Source organism: Treponema bryantii (genome assembly GCF_900111035.1).
Taxonomy (GTDB): Bacteria; Spirochaetota; Spirochaetia; order Treponematales; family Treponemataceae; genus Treponema_D; species Treponema_D bryantii_C.
The window spans coordinates 136,488-155,605 of record NZ_FOFU01000002.1; the positions used below are offsets into that span (position 1 = coordinate 136,488).

Annotated in this window: 16 protein-coding genes; 5 read left to right on the top strand and 11 right to left on the bottom strand. The window is 37.2% G+C overall.

The genetic code is table 11. The annotated features are described in order from the left end of the window. Positions 1-10 precede the first annotated feature (10 nt). The 3 genes from BMY21_RS03850 to BMY21_RS03860 all read left to right on the top strand — a co-directional run bounded on the left by BMY21_RS03850 (position 11) and on the right by BMY21_RS03860 (position 5,198). The gene (locus tag BMY21_RS03850; protein ID WP_074641102.1) at positions 11-2,173 is read left to right on the top strand and encodes an ATP-dependent DNA helicase RecG; all 2,163 of its coding nucleotides are present in this window, start codon (positions 11-13) and stop codon (positions 2,171-2,173) included. Between the two features lie 43 nt (positions 2,174-2,216). Further along, a complete protein-coding gene (locus BMY21_RS03855) occupies positions 2,217-4,115 on the top strand; it encodes a substrate-binding and GGDEF domain-containing protein (RefSeq protein WP_074641104.1) in 1,899 nt (632 codons plus the stop codon). Between the two features lie 243 nt (positions 4,116-4,358). Then, positions 4,359-5,198 carry a sigma-70 family RNA polymerase sigma factor gene (locus BMY21_RS03860; RefSeq protein WP_074641106.1) on the top strand — a complete coding sequence of 280 codons (840 nt, stop codon included), beginning with the start codon at positions 4,359-4,361 and terminating at the stop codon, positions 5,196-5,198. A 66-nt stretch (positions 5,199-5,264) separates the two neighbouring features. On the opposite strand, the gene BMY21_RS03865 is transcribed toward BMY21_RS03860, so the two are convergent. The 8 genes from BMY21_RS03865 to BMY21_RS03900 form a co-directional block, all read right to left on the bottom strand. Next, positions 5,265-6,974, bottom strand: a complete 1,710-nt coding sequence (locus BMY21_RS03865) for a type 2 periplasmic-binding domain-containing protein (protein ID WP_074641108.1) — start codon at positions 6,972-6,974, stop codon at positions 5,265-5,267. A 48-nt stretch (positions 6,975-7,022) separates the two neighbouring features. Further along, complete coding sequence (locus BMY21_RS03870; protein ID WP_074641110.1) at positions 7,023-7,928, bottom strand: carbohydrate ABC transporter permease; 906 nt, start codon at positions 7,926-7,928, stop codon at positions 7,023-7,025. A 23-nt stretch (positions 7,929-7,951) separates the two neighbouring features. After that, entirely contained in the window at positions 7,952-8,872 is a 921-nt protein-coding gene (locus tag BMY21_RS03875; RefSeq protein WP_074641112.1) for an ABC transporter permease subunit, read from the bottom strand. A 140-nt stretch (positions 8,873-9,012) separates the two neighbouring features. Then, complete coding sequence (locus BMY21_RS03880) at positions 9,013-10,731, bottom strand: hypothetical protein (RefSeq protein ID WP_074641114.1); 1,719 nt, start codon at positions 10,729-10,731, stop codon at positions 9,013-9,015. Then, positions 10,721-11,317 carry a hypothetical protein gene (locus BMY21_RS03885; protein ID WP_074641116.1) on the bottom strand — a complete coding sequence of 199 codons (597 nt, stop codon included), beginning with the start codon at positions 11,315-11,317 and terminating at the stop codon, positions 10,721-10,723. Before BMY21_RS03885 ends, BMY21_RS03880 begins: the two co-directional genes overlap by 11 nt. Before the next feature lie 122 nt (positions 11,318-11,439). Then, complete coding sequence (locus BMY21_RS03890; RefSeq protein ID WP_074641118.1) at positions 11,440-12,846, bottom strand: hypothetical protein; 1,407 nt, start codon at positions 12,844-12,846, stop codon at positions 11,440-11,442. 10 nt (positions 12,847-12,856) lie between these two features. Next, complete coding sequence (locus tag BMY21_RS03895) at positions 12,857-13,333, bottom strand: hypothetical protein (protein WP_074641120.1); 477 nt, start codon at positions 13,331-13,333, stop codon at positions 12,857-12,859. A 4-nt stretch (positions 13,334-13,337) separates the two neighbouring features. Then, positions 13,338-14,330, bottom strand: a complete 993-nt coding sequence (locus BMY21_RS03900) for a hypothetical protein (protein WP_074641122.1) — start codon at positions 14,328-14,330, stop codon at positions 13,338-13,340. Between the two features lie 307 nt (positions 14,331-14,637). On the opposite strand from BMY21_RS03900, the gene asnS reads away from it, so the two are divergent. Further along, complete coding sequence (asnS, locus tag BMY21_RS03905; protein WP_074641124.1) at positions 14,638-16,098, top strand: asparagine--tRNA ligase; 1,461 nt, start codon at positions 14,638-14,640, stop codon at positions 16,096-16,098. A gap of 99 nt (positions 16,099-16,197) precedes the next feature. After that, a complete protein-coding gene (locus BMY21_RS03910; protein ID WP_074641126.1) occupies positions 16,198-17,472 on the top strand; it encodes a YhjD/YihY/BrkB family envelope integrity protein in 1,275 nt (424 codons plus the stop codon). Here the strand turns inward: BMY21_RS03910 and BMY21_RS03915 are convergent. The 3 genes from BMY21_RS03915 to BMY21_RS03925 form a co-directional block, all read right to left on the bottom strand. Beyond that, the gene (locus BMY21_RS03915) at positions 17,441-18,022 is read right to left on the bottom strand and encodes a GNAT family N-acetyltransferase (protein ID WP_074641128.1); all 582 of its coding nucleotides are present in this window, start codon (positions 18,020-18,022) and stop codon (positions 17,441-17,443) included. The genes BMY21_RS03910 and BMY21_RS03915 overlap by 32 nt on opposite strands. 64 nt (positions 18,023-18,086) lie before the next feature. Further along, positions 18,087-18,545, bottom strand: coding sequence for a DUF3021 domain-containing protein (locus tag BMY21_RS03920; RefSeq protein ID WP_074641130.1), 459 nt, complete (start codon positions 18,543-18,545; stop codon positions 18,087-18,089). Between the two features lie 10 nt (positions 18,546-18,555). Beyond that, on the bottom strand, positions 18,556-19,029 hold the full coding sequence (locus BMY21_RS03925; protein ID WP_074641132.1) for a LytTR family DNA-binding domain-containing protein: 474 nt from the start codon (positions 19,027-19,029) through the stop codon (positions 18,556-18,558). Positions 19,030-19,118 lie beyond the last annotated feature (89 nt).

Below are 19,118 nucleotides of genomic sequence, written 5' to 3' on the forward strand. Positions count from 1 at the left end.
GGAGCACGCCTTGAAGATTTCTGATATAAAAACCCCGGTTTCTTCAATTTCTGGAATCGGGCCTCAGCTTACCAAAACGCTGGCTAAAGTTAATATCTTCACTGTAGGCGATCTGCTCCAGTATTATCCGCGCGACTACGAGGATAGGACACGTAAAGTAACGTTTGGTGAGCGCGGACAGAACGGAAAAGTGCATACAGTTGCTCAGGTAGTCCGCCAGGAATGGTTCGGCTATGGGCGAATGAAAACACTCAAGCTTATTGTTACAGACGGTACAGGAACTGCAGAACTTATCTGCTTCAACCGTGCCTTTTTAGAAAAATCTCTTGTCCCGGGAACTATAATCACTGTGACCGGGCAGTTTTTTGTAAAATACGGTGCTTTACAGAGCACTGCATTTGAAGCAATCAAGCACACAGAATATACGGAATCAGAGCCCGGTAAAACGCTCGACCTCACATCCATTTCCCCAAAAGAAAGCGGTGTAATTCCAATTTATCCTCTTACAGAAGGACTTACTCAAAAAGCTATTTCAAAAGCCATAACACAGGCACTGTCACAATATGCGTTTGGTATTGAAGACGAGATACCGGCCGAAATTATACAAAAACGCGGATTACTTTCAAAACAGGATGCAATCCGCCTTATTCACCGCCCCACCGAAATATCCCAGGCGGCGGCCGCGCGCCAGACACTTGCCTTTGAAGAACTTTTTCAATTCCAGTCTGTGATTGCAAAACGAGTCTTTGAGAGAAAAGGCGCTTCGGGAGTTCTCGTCTCTTCAGCTCCGCAAAGAGAGTCCGACCAAAAAGTTGTCGACCTCAAAACCTTCACTGACAGCCTTTCCCCGCTGCAGCTCGATTTCTTCAACTCCCTGCCCTTCCCGCTCACAGACGACCAGCGCAGCGTAATTTACGAGATGGATGCCGAAATTGACCGCGCCTACACCGAACGGGAACGAATTCTCAATCAATTAGACCGTGGCCTTCCACCACCAACTACTCCAAGCTTTACCATGGCCCGTCTGCTTCAGGGAGATGTAGGCTCTGGAAAAACGCTTGTATCTCTTTTCCTTTGTCTGAGAATAATCAGCTGGAAGGGTCAGTGTGCTTTTATGGCTCCAACAGAAATCCTTGCCAGACAGCATGCTGAAACTACTGCAAAACTTCTGGCACCACTTGGAGTAAGAACAGCCTTCCTTACCGGAAATCTCCGTGCAAAAGGCCGTAACCCGCTGCTCAAAGCCCTTAAAGAAGGCGATATTGATATTGTCGTTGGTACACACGCACTTTTTTCATCAAATGTTGAGTACAAGGATATGGAGCTCGCTGTAATTGATGAACAGCATCGCTTCGGAGTTTTACAGCGCCAGGCAATTCTAGAAAAAGGTAGAGTAACTAACCGCGGCATGACATTCGAACCAAATCTTCTTATGATGAGCGCAACTCCAATTCCACAAAGCCTTGCTCTCACTGTATTTGGTGATCTTGATATTTCATCTATTCATACAATGCCAGCCGGGCGAAAACCAGTCACAACCTATCTTGTAAAAGAAGGAAACGAAATCAATGCTTACGAAGCCGTACGTAAGGAACTCGATCAGGGACATCAGGCATATTTTGTTTATCCGGCAATCGACAGCGATGAAAACATAAAATCGGCAGAGCGGGCCTTTACCCACCTGCGTGACCACATCTATCCTCAATATAAATGCGCACTTGTTCACAGTAAGGTCGACGAAGAAGAACAGGTTCAGATTCTAAATGCCTTCCGTGACGGCGCAATTCAGGTCCTTGCTGCTACTACAGTAATCGAAGTAGGTGTCGATGTCCCGAATGCAACCTGTATGGTAATTGAACAGGCAGATCGTTTTGGTATGGCACAGCTTCATCAGCTGCGAGGACGAGTTGGCCGCGGCACCGCTCAGTCTTACTGCTTCCTTATTTACAGCAAAGACATTACAGAAACCGGCATTGAACGAATGAAAGCCCTCCGCCAGAGCACAGATGGATTTTTCATCGCAGAGCAGGATCTTAAAACCCGAGGTCCTGGAGAACTCAACGGCACAGTTCAGGCAGGAGAACTCGGTTTCCGAATAGCAGATCTTTCCCGCGACATGGGCATTATGCAGGATGCCAGAATAGATGCACTTTCTTTTATCTCGGAAAAATAATTTTTTATTTAATTATTGAATTTTCTGTAATATAATTATAGATATGAAACGGAGAATTGCAGTTTTCGCCAACGGCTGGAACAATCTTGGAATCGCACAGGCTCTTAAAGGAATTCAGGAAGTAACTGATAAACAAAACATTGATATCTTTCTATTTTTAAGTTTTGCAGCGTTCAGCCACCCGGAATCCCGACAAAAGGGCGAAGATTCCATTTTTTATCTTTCAGATTACAAGAACTTTGACGGTGCCATAGTTTTTTCAAATATGCTTAACACCGGAAATAATCCAGATAATATATCAAAGCTTCTGGTAGCAAATGACGTACCGTCTGTCAGTATTGGAGTCCCGTTAGATGGCCTCAGTTATGTTGGAATTGATAACTACAAAGGCATGTTCGAAATGGTTGACCATCTTGTTAAGGAACATCATATAAAAAATCCAGCCTTTTTTGCAGGAACAAAAGAACATCCAGATTCAAATGAACGTCTAGATGCAACAAGAAAAGCCTTATCAACAAATGGAATTGAACTTAAAGACGAAAATATCCGCTATACAAACTGGGAATATATTACAAGTATTAAATATGCGATGGAGTTAACTAAGCGGGAAAATCCACCGGATGCTTTTATCTGTGCAAATGACAATATTGCCATTGCAGTCTGTATTGGTTTGAGAGACCATGGATTTTCAGTACCTAAGGATTTTATTGTAACCGGCTTTGATAAAATCTCTTTTGCCTCAACATTTTATCCTTCCATCACTACAGTTTATCAGGATTTCGAAAAAATCGGATACATTGCAGCCTGGCAGCTTATAGAAAAAATTGAGGGAACCGCAAAACCTGAGAAAGTTGTGGTTTCATCTTCCTTTGTAAAAAATGAAAGCTGTGGTTGTATGTCTGAAAGTGAGGGTGATTCATACCGTAAAGATTTCTGTATAAATGCATATATGAAAGAAATGGAAAACATCATATTCCAAAGTCAGGAAACTGATATGATAAATTCCATTTTCAATTGTTCAAACTATCCAGACTTCAAAAAATCCCTTATGAATTACTATAAATACAATAGAACTTTTGCAGATAAGGATTTTTACTTCATTCTTGATTCCGAAGCAAAAAACAGCTTTATAGATGCTTCTTTTAAAGGTACTAAACAATTTTCTGATTATATGGATTGTCTTGTCGGCATAAAAGGAAAAAAGATTTTTAGTAAAGAACATTTTCCGCGGCAAGACCTGATTCCAGACTTTGATGACAAGGCTAAGCCTTCTGTTTATACCTTTACTCCACTTCATTATGATGATTACATTTTCGGATATATTGTTGTTAAAGACGCTGTTGATTTTCTGATTGATACAACTCTGAATCATTATATGATCCAGATAAATGGAAACCTTGAGCAGTATCGAAAGAACTGTAAACTGGATGAAATGAACAAAACTTTACTCAATATTTCAAACACAGACCAGCTTACAGGACTTAATAACCGATTTGGTATGGAACAGAATGGTATTCCTCTTCTGGAAAAAGCAAATGCGCGTAATCAGAAGTGTGCAGTTGTATTTGTTGATATCAACAGAATGAAATATATCAATGATAACTTTGGCCATCTTCAGGGAGATCTTGCCATAAGAACAGTTTCCTCTGCATTGCTGACAGAAATGCCTAAAAACTGGATTGGTATCCGTTATGGTGGAGATGAGTTCATTGCTCTTGGTGTTTGCAATGATGAAAAGGCTGTCCAGAAATACATAAAGAAACTGACTGATAATCTTACAAAACAGGTTTCTTCCATGCAACTTTCATATCCACTTACTGCAAGCTGTGGTTATATCATTACAGATCCAGAATCTTCCAATACTATTATTGATTATATTAACCAGGCAGATAACCTGATGTATATCAGGAAGCAGGAAGCTCACAAATCTGAAAGCAAATAATCTGTTTTTTGCCTTTATGTGTCAAAATAACCCGTAAACGCCCCTCTCTAACATCACTGTATCAAAATGACACTAAATTCCGGTACAACCTGTTCACTGTGTCTTTTTAACCCCTTAAACAGGTGTAAAAATGACAAAATTCCGCTTTTTTTTATTATTTTTTTAGTTTTTTGATATTTTTTACTTGCCGTTTTCACTTGGCACATTACTTGCTATATCATAAGTATAAAAGGAGATTATGCCATGACACGCGATGAAAACATTCTTGCTATGTACCTTAAAGAAATCAACAAGATTCCTATGATTTCACACGAAGAAGAAGTTGAGCTTGCTCAGAAAGCTCAGGCTGGCGATAAAGCTGCTAAAAACAAACTTGTAAATTCGAATCTCCGCTTTGTAGTTAATGTTGCAAAGAAATACCAGAATCATGGGCTCGATCTTTCAGACTTAATCAGCGAAGGAAACCTTGGTCTCCTTACTGCTGTAGATAAATTCGATGCTTCAAAGGGCTATCACTTCATTTCATATGCTGTATGGTGGATTCGTCAGAGCATTCTTAAAGCAATCTGCGAAAAGAGCCGTGCTATCCGCCTTCCACTCAACCGTGCTAATGAGCTCGTTCAGATTGAACATGCACGCAAAGTTGTTGGAACAAAGAAAACAGAACAGCAGGAATATGAAGAGATTGGAGCTATGCTCAACATGGATGCTTCACACGTTCGCGATATGATTAACATCAGCCGCGAAATGATCAGCCTTGATGCAGAAGTTAATGATTCAGATAACGGACATTCTAAGGTCGGAGACTTTTTCGAAGATAACGCTTACGATCGTCCAGAAGAAAAGGCTATTGAAAAGTCTATGCATGAAGAAATTGACGGTGTAATAAATACACTTCGTCCAAACGAAGCTCGTGTTATCCGTATGCGTTACGGCCTCAACGGAGCAAAACCTATGTCACTTAAGGAAGTTGGAGAAGAATGCTCTCTCACAAAAGAGCGTATCCGTCAGATTGAAAAGCATGCAATTGTAAGACTGCAGCATCCTACAAGAGCACGTCGCCTTGAAGCTTACGTTGCTTAAAAAAATAAATGAAATCATAAAAAAAGACCGTCGTTACCGACGGCCTTTTTTTATTGCCTATAACAATTAGCGCATAGCAGCTAATTTAGCATTTACTTCGATTGTGTGTTTATCAACATCAAACTTATAGAGCTCATCAAATCCGAAGCCCTTTACTTCTGATACCATATCATCCCACATCTTATCGAATGCCTTATCATCAGCAGCAAAAATCATACGCCATGAAGCGTCACAAACAGAGTGATTTACACTGTTGCGGATTACAGAAATATCTGCCGAATCAGATGGCAAGCTTACACTTACACTTGGACTTACAACAAGTGCATTGTTCTTAACCATGTAGTCTGTAGCATTTGCTGCATTGTATTTCTTTTCCCAGTCTTTTCTCATCTGAGTCATATTCATTTCTTTGTATGACTTCCAGTACTGGTTGTTGTAGAGTTCACCAGTCTTAGGGTTAGTACACATAGAAGAAGCAATCCACTGGTTAATTGCATTGAATCCGTCGCTGTATCCACCGCCACCGAATTCTGCTGGAACAGGAAGGTTATCCATCAAAGCATTGTCGTTCATCTGGATATACTTTCCGTCTGAGCCAACTTTATAGTTGAAACCTTCAAGACCTGCATGCTGAATAATCAAAGATTCTGGACTAGCGTACCAGTCAAGGAATTCCATAATTCTCTTATACTTTGCAGGATCAACTTTTGAACCAACACCAAATACACGTCCGCTTCCGTAGTAAGAGTCTGAATCAGCATAGTATTTCTGATCCTTTACAGGAATGAAACAGAATGCAGATCCATCCTTATAGCGTTCATTTGTATTCCAGAAACCAATTTCCCATGTGTACCAGATGAAGTCTACCTGACCGTTAGAGATCTTAGCACAAACTGAGTTCCAGTCCTGTGTACCAGAATCTGGGTCTACAACTTTGAGTTTGTAAGCATCGTTAAGGAACTTAAGCATCTTGTAGTATGTTCCACTCTTTTCTGTAAGTGGATAGAAAGTCTTTCCATCTTCCTTAAGAATTGCAGAACCTTTAATCTTTTCACCATACCAGGTATTAAGCTGAACAACGTTAGCAATACCAATCATACCGTCACCACCATCCCAGTCTGGCCAGAGTGAAAGTGGATATGCTGGATCACCATTAGCATTTGTCGGGTGAATTTTTCTGATTTCTACAAAAGCCTTAAGAAGGTCATCAAGATTATTAATTTCTGGAGCGCCAATCTTGTTATACAAATCCCACTTGAGCTGTGGAAGAGAATAAATTCTTTCCTGGCTTACAGTTGTTGGAGATGTATCTGTCATTTCTGTAGGAATACCATAGAACTTTCCTGCAGAGTTTCCTGGAAGTCCTTTATTGAAAGTAGAAATCTGATCTTCGAACTTCATGAGATTTGGACTTGCCTTGAGTTCAGCAGTAATGTCCTTAATAAGTCCTGCTTCAAGACAATCGTTGAACTGAGTTGCTTCAAGAAGAACGATATCTCCAAGATTTCCAGAGCTTGCGCGAAGCTGATAGATGCTGTCGCCTGCAACCTGTGGAGCAATGATGTTCAATTCAATGTTAAATTTGTCCTTTACAACTTTAGCAAACCAACCAGACTGCATACCCTGATAGTTAGCAGCAACATCATAAATTTCAAAAGTCATAGGTGCATTATCATCACCAGCTTTTGAAACTTTCTTTCCATTACCGCAGCTACAAAGCAACGCAGCAGAAACAGCCATTACGGTAAGAGCAGAAAAAATCTTTCCTTTTTTCATTAGTGTTTCCTCCTAATTTTTTTTATATAATCGAATCGCAGATTCGTATTAACCTTTTACAGCACCAATCATAATTCCCTTTGTAAAGTAACGCTGGAAAACCGGGTAAACACAGATAATCGGCAATACAACAATTACAGAAACAGTCATTCTTATTGAAGTTGCCGTTGATGCATGGGCAAGACTCGCAGCCATAGCCGCAGCTGATGTACTGTTATTTACCAGAGCTTTAAGAGAACTTGCCTGATTTATATATTGATACAAAGTAAACTGAAGTGTGTACAATTTTGGATCTGTTACAAGAAGCAGTGTATCCTGGAATGAGTTCCACTGTGCAACCGAAGCAAAAATCGCAACTGTTGCAACAATCGGCTTAATAACAGGCACAATAATACTAAAGAAAATCTTAAGGGTACCTGCACCATCAATTACAGCAGCTTCTTCAAGTTCCTTTGGAACACTTTCAACAAAGGTCTTACACAAAACAATGTAGAACGGCTGAACTGCAACCGGGAAAATATATCCCCAGAAACTGTTTGTAAGGTGCAGGTTTTTCATTGTAATGAACCATGGAATGATTCCCGCATTAAAGTACATTGTGGCTACTGCATATCGATACCAGAACTTTCTTTTCCACAGACTCTCACGGGTAAACATATATCCCAGAAAGGCTGCAACAATTACAGTAAGCATTGTTCCGATAACAGTTCTTAAAATTGAAATCTTAAATGCCGAAATCAAACCGTTTATCTTCATTACCTGTGCATAGTTTGTAAGATGAAAACCAATCGGATACAGAAGAACCTTTCCACGCTCACTCAAATCGTTTGCACTCATTGAGTTGATGAATATGTAATAGAAAGGATATACACAGACAAAAGCAAAAAATGTATAAACGATATAAGTTGAAATATTGATTATATGATCTTCAAGTGTAAGTCTTTTTAAACTCATTTTCTTTACCTCACAATAACAGACTACAGCAGGCTGTCGCCGCGGATTTTCTTTGAAACCCAGTTAGTAACACATAGCAGGATAATACTTACAAAAGTTTTCAGAATACTGATAGCTGTTGAAAGTGAATATCCACCGCTACCCATTGCAAGGTTATAAACATAAAGATCAAGAACTTCTATTTTTGCTTTATTGAAAGAGTTTGCAAATACAAAGTACTGTTCCATTCCGTTTGAGAGGAAGTTTGCAAGACTCAGCATTACAAGTACAAAATATGTTGGAAGGATACTTGGAATTGTAATATGCCAGATGCACTGCATACGCGATGCACCGTCTATCTTTGCTGCCTCCATAAGAGACTCATCAATTCCTGTAATTGCAGCAATATACATAATTGCAGCCCAACCGGCATTTTTCCAGGTAAGCCATAACCACTGCTTAAACCATACATGGCTCGAAGACTGCAGGAACATAACCGGTTCATCAATAATACCCATGTTCATAAGAACACTGTTTACTGCACCTGTACTGTTGAAAACGCTGAATGCAATGGAATAAACAAGAACCCAGCTGATAAAGTTTGGAAGGGTTGTAACTGTCTGAACAAACTTCTTAAAAGGAACTGATTTGATTTCATTCAGGAAGACAGCAAATATCATCGGGAACCATGAGAACAAAAGACTGAGCCCGCTCATTGCAAAAGTATTAGTAAGAACCTGTACAAGTTTTTTTACCTTAACAGGATTTTCTACCATCGAAATAAACCATTTAAAACCAACGAACTTTTCCCAGGAAAGTGGAAACGGAGGTTTATAATCGAAGAATGCATAAACCCAGCCATATAACGGATAATAAGAAAAAACAGCGATAAGAAGAAGGAAAGGCAGTATCATCAGAAAGTCTTTCATTGAATTCTTCTGTCGGGCAGTCTTTAAGAATTTCATAATCACCTCAATACTTTTTTTGTTATAACAATTAGTTAAACGTTTTTAGTAAAACGTTTAACTAATTGTTAATTATACCACGGAATTTCCATAAGTCAATTTTTTTCTAGGGGAATTTTCTTACGTATAAATAAATGTTTTTACTCCATACAAATTAAACCTATGACCTGTCCTTTTATATCAGTATTAGTAATTATCAGTTCATTCTGATTATTACACTTCTCAAAAATTACAAAAGAATACGGAATCAAAGAAACATCTGTATCTTTCTTTAATTCCGGAAGTTTCAAATTCCATTTTTTTCCTGTTTCGATAAAACAGTACTCCCGATTATCAGGAAATAATTGAACAGGTTCTCCAGAATAAGGATCAAGAAGCATGGATTCTATATCAGAACGCTTATCATTTAATTCTTCTACCATATTCACATAAAGGATATCCGTTTTTAATCCAAAAATATTTCCAATATGTTCCCATCCAGTTCCTTCACTTGCTACAAGTCTCTGAAGAAAATCGATTCCGCCTCTGTCAATAATTTCCAGAGGATCTTCAGAATTCCAGGTTATTCCTCCCTTTTTCCAGAATAACCAGCTTAAAAACATTGTTGCAGCAGCACGGCGGCCATTAGTATCTTCATTGCCCATAAAATCTGCTTTACACACAGAATACTTTTCCAAATTATTCAGATAATAACTTAGATTACTAATATTTCCTCCAGAAATACCATAACCACACAGGCTTTCACTTAAATGGCTCATCGCTTCATCCAGAAAAGTTTCTTCAACAGGAGGATTAGTTATTTTTTTTAATACTCGCGAATATGTCTTGATGTTATAATTAATTGCATGAGTTAACTCGTGGGCAATAGTTGCTGAAATGCAATTTACGGAATACGAAAATTTTTCTGCCTCCGGAACTGCAATATAAAGAACATCCATTTCATTACTGAAGGGAGATTCAATATCTCTTGCATAAAAATCTTCGGAATTAAAAAATCCTATTGCCGTTTCTTCCTCATTTATTGTAGGTGTAAACAAAAGAGAGATTTTTCCATCATTATCAATATCCGGAAGTTCACCCCACAAAGTTTTTAAGCGGGGAATTATTCTATTTTCAATTTCATTAATACACAAATCCAGAGAATTCTCGTTTACACGAATATCAGAGTATTCTTCTGGATTTTTTGGATACCATACAACATAAGATTCTGAAACATGAATTACTTTTGCGAGAATTTCATGAGGTTCTAAAGACTGATACTTTGTATTTATAACATAAAACTTTTTTTCATCATTTAAGGAATAAACATTTTTATTAGCAGTTCGCGAACTATTCGATAGTATTTTTTTCCCTTTGGCATTGCAATCAATATGGAAATCTCTTTTTAATTCCCTCTCTATACTTTTTTCATTAATAGAAAACTTACTGACAGATCCATCCAGAGCTACAAGGCCTGGCTTATAAACACCATTTGGAATTGATAAAGCCTGTTGATTGGAATTAACTAAATACCTGAAAGTCTGCCCATGACTAATACTACGCTCTTCAACATAAATCAAAACAGACTTTTGATTATCCCTAAATACAGCTTTTATATTATGTACTCCCGGCTTTAGTTTTACCGTAAATCCGTTTCCATTCCCTAAAAATCCCGCTTTATCTGAATACCATAATATTTCATCACTATTCAAATTTGTTGATAGAGTGATAAGAGAATCTGAATAATAAATCCATTCTGATTTTGGAGTAATAATGTTGTAATTAATTTCTTGATTTTGAATATTTGTGCAGGCAGAAAAGAAGAACACAAATATAAAACCTAAAGAAGAAATTTGTATTTTTAATTTTTTACTGAACATTAAAACTTATATTCCCAGTTGAAAAAACTGAAACTGAATAATAATCTGCATCTTCAAAAAGAATATCTCCATAGGATTTTTGTTGTTGAATCTGGAGGTAAACGTATGAAGTTCCTGCAGGAATTGTATTTGCAGGAATTTCAATTGTTTTATTATTTGTAGATACTTCATATAAAATTTTTAAGGGAGTCCTTATAATTACTTTATATGTACACTCATCCATTGCAGAAAGCCAGGTAACTCTAATTGGATAAGCCGTATCAAATGAATCATATTTCTGATAACTTTGCCCAATTTGATTGGTCATTTCTATTAACTTATAATCGATAGAATCTTCCAGATAGGTATGAGGTATACTATAAACAACAGGAGAATCAAAAAGCCGAGACTTTACAACGACGGTATAAAAGCCATCCGAAGGTTTATCTATCAGCTTATAATAACACCCCTGTTGAAAATTGTAATCCAAAAGCGAAACTGTGTTTGCAGAATCCTTTATAGACACAATTGCGCCATTAACTATATTCCCATCTGGACCTTCAATATAAACTTTGGCTTCAACCTTATCATTGTATGGCGAAGCCAAAGAAATACGTATATCTCCAGATAACGAAATACTCGAAGAATTTCTACATGAAATAAAGTCTAGTAGAAAACATATTGTAAGCAAAATTATCAAGAAATATTTTTTCATAGCTCGTATTTTTATTAACGTTTTTTGTTAGTTCTATTTTTTATTCCAAGGATCTCATCTGCATAATCATTAATTTTATTTCTTGAAGCACTTCCAATGTCAGTAATATTTGCATGATTGCGATTATTGTAGATGATTCGGTTTGTTTTATTAAGTATTTTGGTCTCTGCAGAAGAACCAACTTTACTGTAAACTGGTAATTGCTGACTGCTTACAGCAACAAGTCCATCATTAGCAGATTCCCCAATTAATTCGTTAATCTCTCGCTTGTAATTATAACACCAGTCTGCAGCCTTATTACAATCAGAAGCATAAGCAGGACTATTTGTAAATAAGCCGATAATTAAACAACTTTTAGCTATATGAGCTATATAAGCAGCATTGAATACGTCTCCCGCAATACGCATTCCTTTATCAATGTTATTGCGAGTAGTTTCATCAGCCATACTTAATGAATCATTATATCCACCAATAAGAAAATTTAAAGGCAAATTTTTATCAACCTTCATATTTACATCTGTGGTTTGCACTGTTGAATAAACAGTTCTTCTTTCCAATGTAGGATAACGAATTCCTAACCAGCCCTTCTTCCATACAACTTCAAGTGTAGTGCCAGAAGCAACTTTATAATAATATGGTTTTTCTTCAAGAACATATTTCTTTACAAAATCACTTTGTGGACACATATCTCTAATCTGTGCATAACTATTCCAGCCGGTATTATTCATAATTGGATATGCAAATCCTTTTGTTAAACCAAGCCAATTACACAAAAATAGATTACCTAAAGCATATACACCATCAGCAAAAGCTTTCTCAAAAATACTATTAAATATAAAATCAGATATAAAATCAGTTGGTGTAAAATCTAATACTTTTACAGTTCCATATATACCATCAGTAAGAATGTTTACATCCGTATAAAGACCCGATCTGAAATTTGCTCCCTTATTCTCAAGAAGTTTCAAGCCTTTATCTATGCCAGAAAAAGTAACTACACCTTTGAGCTGCTTATACAAAACCGGGTCCTTATTTTTTAAATAAGTACTCATAGCCACAGATCTTAATCCACCCTGACTATGTCCAAGGAAAACAAATGGAACAGGTTTTTTATCAGACTGATTTTCTGCTGCATAAAATTCTTTAAGCAGAACATAAGTTTCTTCAAGCATTGGTTCAATACCTTTTGACTCGGCATCATAATGCGAAAAATCAAACCCTTCAAAGTAAACCACACCTTTTATTCTTTCACCGCGATTTACACTTCCTGTATTCAATTCTGGCAAAGTATCATTTATGTATACTCTTGCAGTTTTACTCCAGAAACCACGACCAGCTACATCTTCAAGCCCGGCATTTGAAAAAGCCTTAATTCCAATTATTAAAAATAATAAAACAGTTATAAAAAATCTTTTATTCATATATTTTCTCCTAAATTGTCTCATGTAAATCCCATGTAAACACAGCTGGAATAGGATTTCCGTTCTCTGCATATAACATGAAATTTACCTTATCTTTTCCATCTTCTGTTTGTGTGCTTAAAGTAGGAATATCCAACGAAGTCTCATATAAAACTCCATTTACAGTAACTGTAAAGAAAATCTTTAAATTCTTATGATCTTTAATCTGCCAGTTATGTGGAACATAAAAAAATCTATAAGAATTGCTGCCAGAAAGATTGTAAGTTTTTGTAAAATTACTCATTGTATCTGAATCTTTTTCTTCACATTGTGTAAAATCTGGAACATTTAATTTTTCACATTTACACATAACTGTGATATCAGAATCTGTAACTCCCTCTAGAAGCAGATAAGTATTATAAACTTCCTGAATTCCAAAATTTATATCATCACACCCAAAGAGAAAAAATGTCAAAAATAAAATAATCAAACAATATTTTTTCTTCATATTGTTATAACTCCATAATCAACTTAAATACAGAATCATCAATAACATTAATTTCTATGTTGTCATATAATTCTATAATAGTTTCTATGGAGCCAGGATCTGCTGGATCTCCCAGTGGCATATCTTCGATTGTCACGGCATTGCCAGCATCTACAAGCTGTTCATATTCATCCTGAGAAAGTTCCGGGATATCATCCAAACTTTCAAAGTATTCTATATCTTCAAGACCTTCATAACGGATGTCCGACTTCTTATCAATAATACTGTATTGTCCAATCTTAATTATAAGACCATCTTCAATTTCCTCATAAACAGGAGAAGTTGTTACAGTAACAATTGAACCATCTTCCATTTCTGTAACAGTTTCAACAGTTTCCATTAATTCATTGGTTGTATCATAAGAAACCTTTGTTAATAGTCTTTTTTCTTTATCAGTTGAAAAATATTTCGATGGTAAACTAACAGAAAGAACTTTTTCAGATTTATCTTCTGACATATCCAAGGCAAGTTTTGTTGCTTCAGTTTTTATTCTAGAAAGATCTATTTTTGTAAAATTCTCTTGTGAAATAATATACCCCAGATCATTAATTAATTTTAAATCACTTTCTGATGCAGTAATTCTCTTTTCAATCTGATTTGTTTTAGTATCAACTATAATAGTATCTGTACCATTTGACATAACCGTTTTGGCAGCTACTTTCTCTTTTGCAGGAAAATCAAAACGCACATACTGTTTATCAGCTACTGTCTTAACAGCCATTTTATACTGTTCTCGAAGTTTTGCGCCACCAGCTCTACGGTTACTATCATCATATACAGAAACGGTTGCTGCAAAGGTATCAATACAATCTGTTTTTGACGTATCCCATGTTACTGTTGCTGGATTTTCCTCAAATAATCGAGGAACCGAATTTTGTGAGTCATTTTTACATGACCCAAGAATGAATGTTGAAGCAATCGCTACGATAAAAAAAGATTTTGAAATTTTTCTTTTCATAGACTCATCTCCTTTTAATAAATTAATTGTTCATACGAACAATTAAAAATATAAGCCCGAATTATTACCACCGCAATTCCCGGTATATAAATTTATGACTAATGTCACCGCTTTTTCATAAAATTTGTGATAGATGTCACAGCAAATTTCGTGTTGTATGACCTTCATCATATTTTTTTTAATGACAAAAAGAAGAAAAATAAGAAAAACCAGCATAATTGTATCAACCATTAAAAAATGATAATATAGAACAACATTTTCATTATTAGAGGCCGTTCGTGACGGCCGTTACGAAGGAGGGTACATTATGGTACCAGTATTAATTAAAGATTTACTGGCTTCGGCTCCAGATGGCCGTAAAGTTACAGTATGTGGTTGGGTTCGCACAGTTCGCGACTCAAAGGGTCTTGTTTTTATTCAGGTGAACGATGGAAGTTGTTTCGCTAATATCCAGCTCACCTTTGACCGCAATAATCCTTCTAATAATGCAAATGTAAATGAAATCGAAGAAGAACTCAAAAAGCTCAACACTGGAGCAAGTGTACGCGCAGAAGGTCTTTTGATTGAAAGCCCTGCAAGCGGACAGGCTGTAGAAGTAACTCTCGAAAGCCTCAAATGTCTTGGTCAGGCTAATCCAGATGAATATCCATTGCAGAAGAACAAGATGTCTATGGAATACCTGCGTGACAACGCACATCTCCGCGCACGCACAAACACTTTCGGTGCTGTTTACCGTATGCGTAACCAGATGGCTTTTGCCGTTCACTCATTCTTCCAGGAGAGAGGCTTCCAGTACATCAACGCACCGGAAATCACCTGCTCTGACTGTGAAGGTGCAGGAGAAATGTTCCAGGTAACAACTCTCAGCCTCGAAAAGATTGCAGAGATGGGTGTAAAAGCCGGACAGGGCGGAATGAAGATTGAAGACGCTCACAAAATCATCGACTACAGCAAGGACTTCTTTGGAAAGAAGGCATCCCTCACTGTATCAGGTCAGCTCGAAGCAGAAACACTTGCTACAGCATTGAGCCGCGTTTACACTTTCGGACCTACTTTCCGTGCAGAAAACTCTAACACTCCACGCCACCTCGCTGAGTTCTGGATGATTGAACCAGAAATGGCATTCTTCGATCTCAACGACGACATGGACATTCAGGAAGACTTTGTAAAATATCTTTTGAACTGGGCTCTCACAAAGTGCCGCGAAGACCTCGCATTCTTTGACAAGAGAATTCAGCCAGGCCTTATCGAAAGTCTCGAAAAGGTTGCTAAGGCTAAGTTCACAAGAATCAGTTATACACAGGCAATTGAAGATCTTGAAAAAGCAGCTGCTAATGGTGCTAAGTTTGAGTTCAAGCCTTACTGGGGCTGCGACATTGCAACAGAGCACGAGCGCTATCTTACAGAAAAGATTTATAACGGTCCTGTTATGGTTTTCAACTATCCAAAGGAAATCAAGTCTTTCTATATGAAACAGAATGATGACGGCAAAACTGTAAAAGCTGTAGACGTTCTTGTTCCTGGAATCGGCGAACTTATCGGTGGTTCTGAACGTGAAGAAGATTACGGCAAACTTAAGGCAGAAATCGAACGCCGCGGAATGGACGAGTCTATCTACGACTGGTACCTCGACCTCCGCAAGTTTGGTACAGTTCCACACTCAGGCTTCGGTCTTGGTTTTGAACGCCTTCTGCGCTACGTAACAGGTATGGACAATATAAGGGATGTTATTCCTTATCCTAGAGCACCAAAACTTGCTGATTTCTAATACAGTTTTAGAACAATAATCAAAAGCCGGATTTCTCAAAGAAGTCCGGCTTTTACTTTTCCTATTCCCAAAATGTCCTTATAGGACTATTATATAAATATGACCCCGATTAAGGCATATTTAAAGAAAAAGTTCTCCCGCTTTGGACAGATTCTTTATCTGACACTTTCAAATTTTACAAAAAACGCATTATGGGAAAGTGCTTCTTCCTGTGCCTTCGGTTTTATTTTTTCTTTCATTCCTATCACACTGATTATCTTTGCAGTTTTAATCGGAATTCTTAGAGTTAATCCTAACATCTATAATTTCATTATTTCTTTTTCACAGGAGCTGACCTCTCTTGTAAACCTTCAGCCGGTCCTTGATAAAATGATGCAGACAAAATCCATAAACGGATTCAACATCTTTCTTGGTGTATGGGTAGTCTGGATGGCTCGTAAGCTCTTTAATTCTATAATCGGTTCGATGAATAAGATTTTCAGACCGGTTTCAAAACGAAAATCATGGTTTAATCAGATTCTTACTTTTATCAGCGAATTTTCAATGACACTGATTATTGCGGTTGTAATTCTTGTTGCATTTGCTTTCAGCCAGCTGATGGCTCTTCCTGTTTTTCAGAATCTGCTTCAGTACACACCAATTCTTATGTCACAAAGTTCAAAAAATCTGGGTACTCTGGTTTTGTATTTTGTACTTTTTATCAGTACAACTATTGCCTACCGCTTAATTCCAGGAACAAAGCCTTTGCTCCGACGCTGTATTTTCTATGCAGGCTTATGTACACTCAGTTTCTTTATCGTATCTTTTTTTATCAATATGTTTTTGAATGTAACAAAATATAACACTATATACGGAACCATCAGTTCGCTTGTAGTTTTGATGATGAAGGTTTACTTTTTCTTTATTATCTTTCTTTTCTGTGCTCAGATGATTTATGTTTCACAATTCTTTGTTACACTACTCCGTTCAGAAATCTATCAGCTTCCAGCCTATGGAACTAAAGGAATCGGAGCCTACCTGCGCCGCTTCCTCTTCATCAATCCATCTGAAATCCAGACAAAAAACAATACATTACTTCTTGATGTAGGCCAGACTTTATTTTCCGCAGACCAGAAGGTTGATTATGTTTATTATCTTAAAACTGGCGCAGTTTCAGAAGCCTCTGACAGAGGTTTTACATTGCGTACACAGGGAACTTTCCTTGGTGATGTTCAGTGTATTTTGAATGAAAACTACGGCTCAACAGTTACAGCTCTTGCTGAATGTGAATTCATCAGTTTTACATCAGAAGAGTTTATGCAGATTATTAACAAAAGCCATCATGCGGCACGCAAGGCAATTTCTAAGATTTCGGAATATACTGCAACTGTTTAAATGGTATAAACGGAGCCTGTGTCTGTTTATGCTCAGTAATTGTTTTTTCCATATAAATTAAATTATACCAGCGGTCAAATTTATAGCCGCAGCGATTCATTTTTCCAACCAGTTTATAACCTTGTGCTTCATGAAAGTGCTGACTATCGCGACTCAGATGTTCATCATTGTCTTCTGCCGGATCAGCAATTCTTGCATATAGATTTGTGATATTTTGTAAAGCAAGGATACTTTCAAGTTCTTCATAAAGAAGTTTTCCAAGCCCAAGTCTATGATAATTCAAACCAATATAAATAGAAGTTTCTATTGACCAGTCAAATGCAGCCCGTGTCCCAAAACGGCTGGCATAAGCATAACCTGCAATCTTTCCATCAAGTTCTGCAACCAGATACGGATAATTCTCGAGTGTTGTACAAATACGTCTTTCAAATTCCTGAACAGAAGGAACTTCATATTCAAAAGAAACAGCAGTATTCGCAACATAATATGAATAAATCTCCAGCAAATATTCTGCATCATCCTTTTTTGCAATTCTGATCTTAACTTCCATACCGGCATTATAGCATAAAGGACTGCCTTTTAGCAGTCCTTTATTTTTCGGTTTTATAAGCTAATTACAAAGCCTCGTTTATCTTTTTCACCTTATTTTTGTAGTACAGTGTAAAACTTGTCCAGAATATTATGTAGATTACGATGAACACAACAAACCAGATAATTGTGCTTGTTACAGTATGTGGGAACCAGCCGGAAATAAAACCTGCAATGTACATTAGTATTGAAGTAAAAATAAAATGTGTTGCTGTCTGACGAAGCAGGCTCCACTCATCAAGTTCAAAAATTACCGATGTACCGGCAAACATAGATCCCATAAGTCCTGTAATAAAATACTGAATTATAACAGCACCAATTTTTGTACCAGCAAGCTCAAACAGGCCTGTTGTAAACGGATAAAAATTTCCATCACGCATACCAAGTGATTCGAGTATCAGAATTGTCTGTCCGATAAACACACCAATCATAAATCCCAAAGCAGTTCTTTTGGCCACAGCCTTCTTTATTTCATTCTTTGTCATAATAAATCTCCTATTTACGAGTCATCAAAATCTGACTCTTAATTTTGTTCATATATCTTCTTGAAACTATTGCAAATCTTCCGTTGCCATAATTAACTTTTACAACTCCGGAAAGAGACATATCAAACTTCTCCACTTTTGAAAGATTCACAATATCCGTGTTCGAAATTCGTATAAAATCTGTCCAGCCACAGCGTCCTGCAAGCTCTTCAAATTCATACAATCTCAGTTTCAAAAGCAGCGGTTCCTCTTCTCCTTCACATTCCAGATAAACCTTTTTATCCAGACTGTAGACTCGAAGAATGTTCTGCTGCTTAACCTGAATACAGTAATCCCCGTCCCAGCCGGTAATCACCGCCTTATGCCCGCTTTCATCCATCATGCTGATTTTTTCGACAATAGTTTTGATTCCTTCAGTTTCTTCAGACGTATGAATCACGCAGTAAGGTCTTTCACATTTTTCAATTCTGATTTGTGTCTGCACTAAAGCCTCCTTATGATTTTAATGCTTACAAACTCTAGACTCCATTGTAAAACATGGAGAAGACTTTGCAAGGTTTTTATGATTCGGAG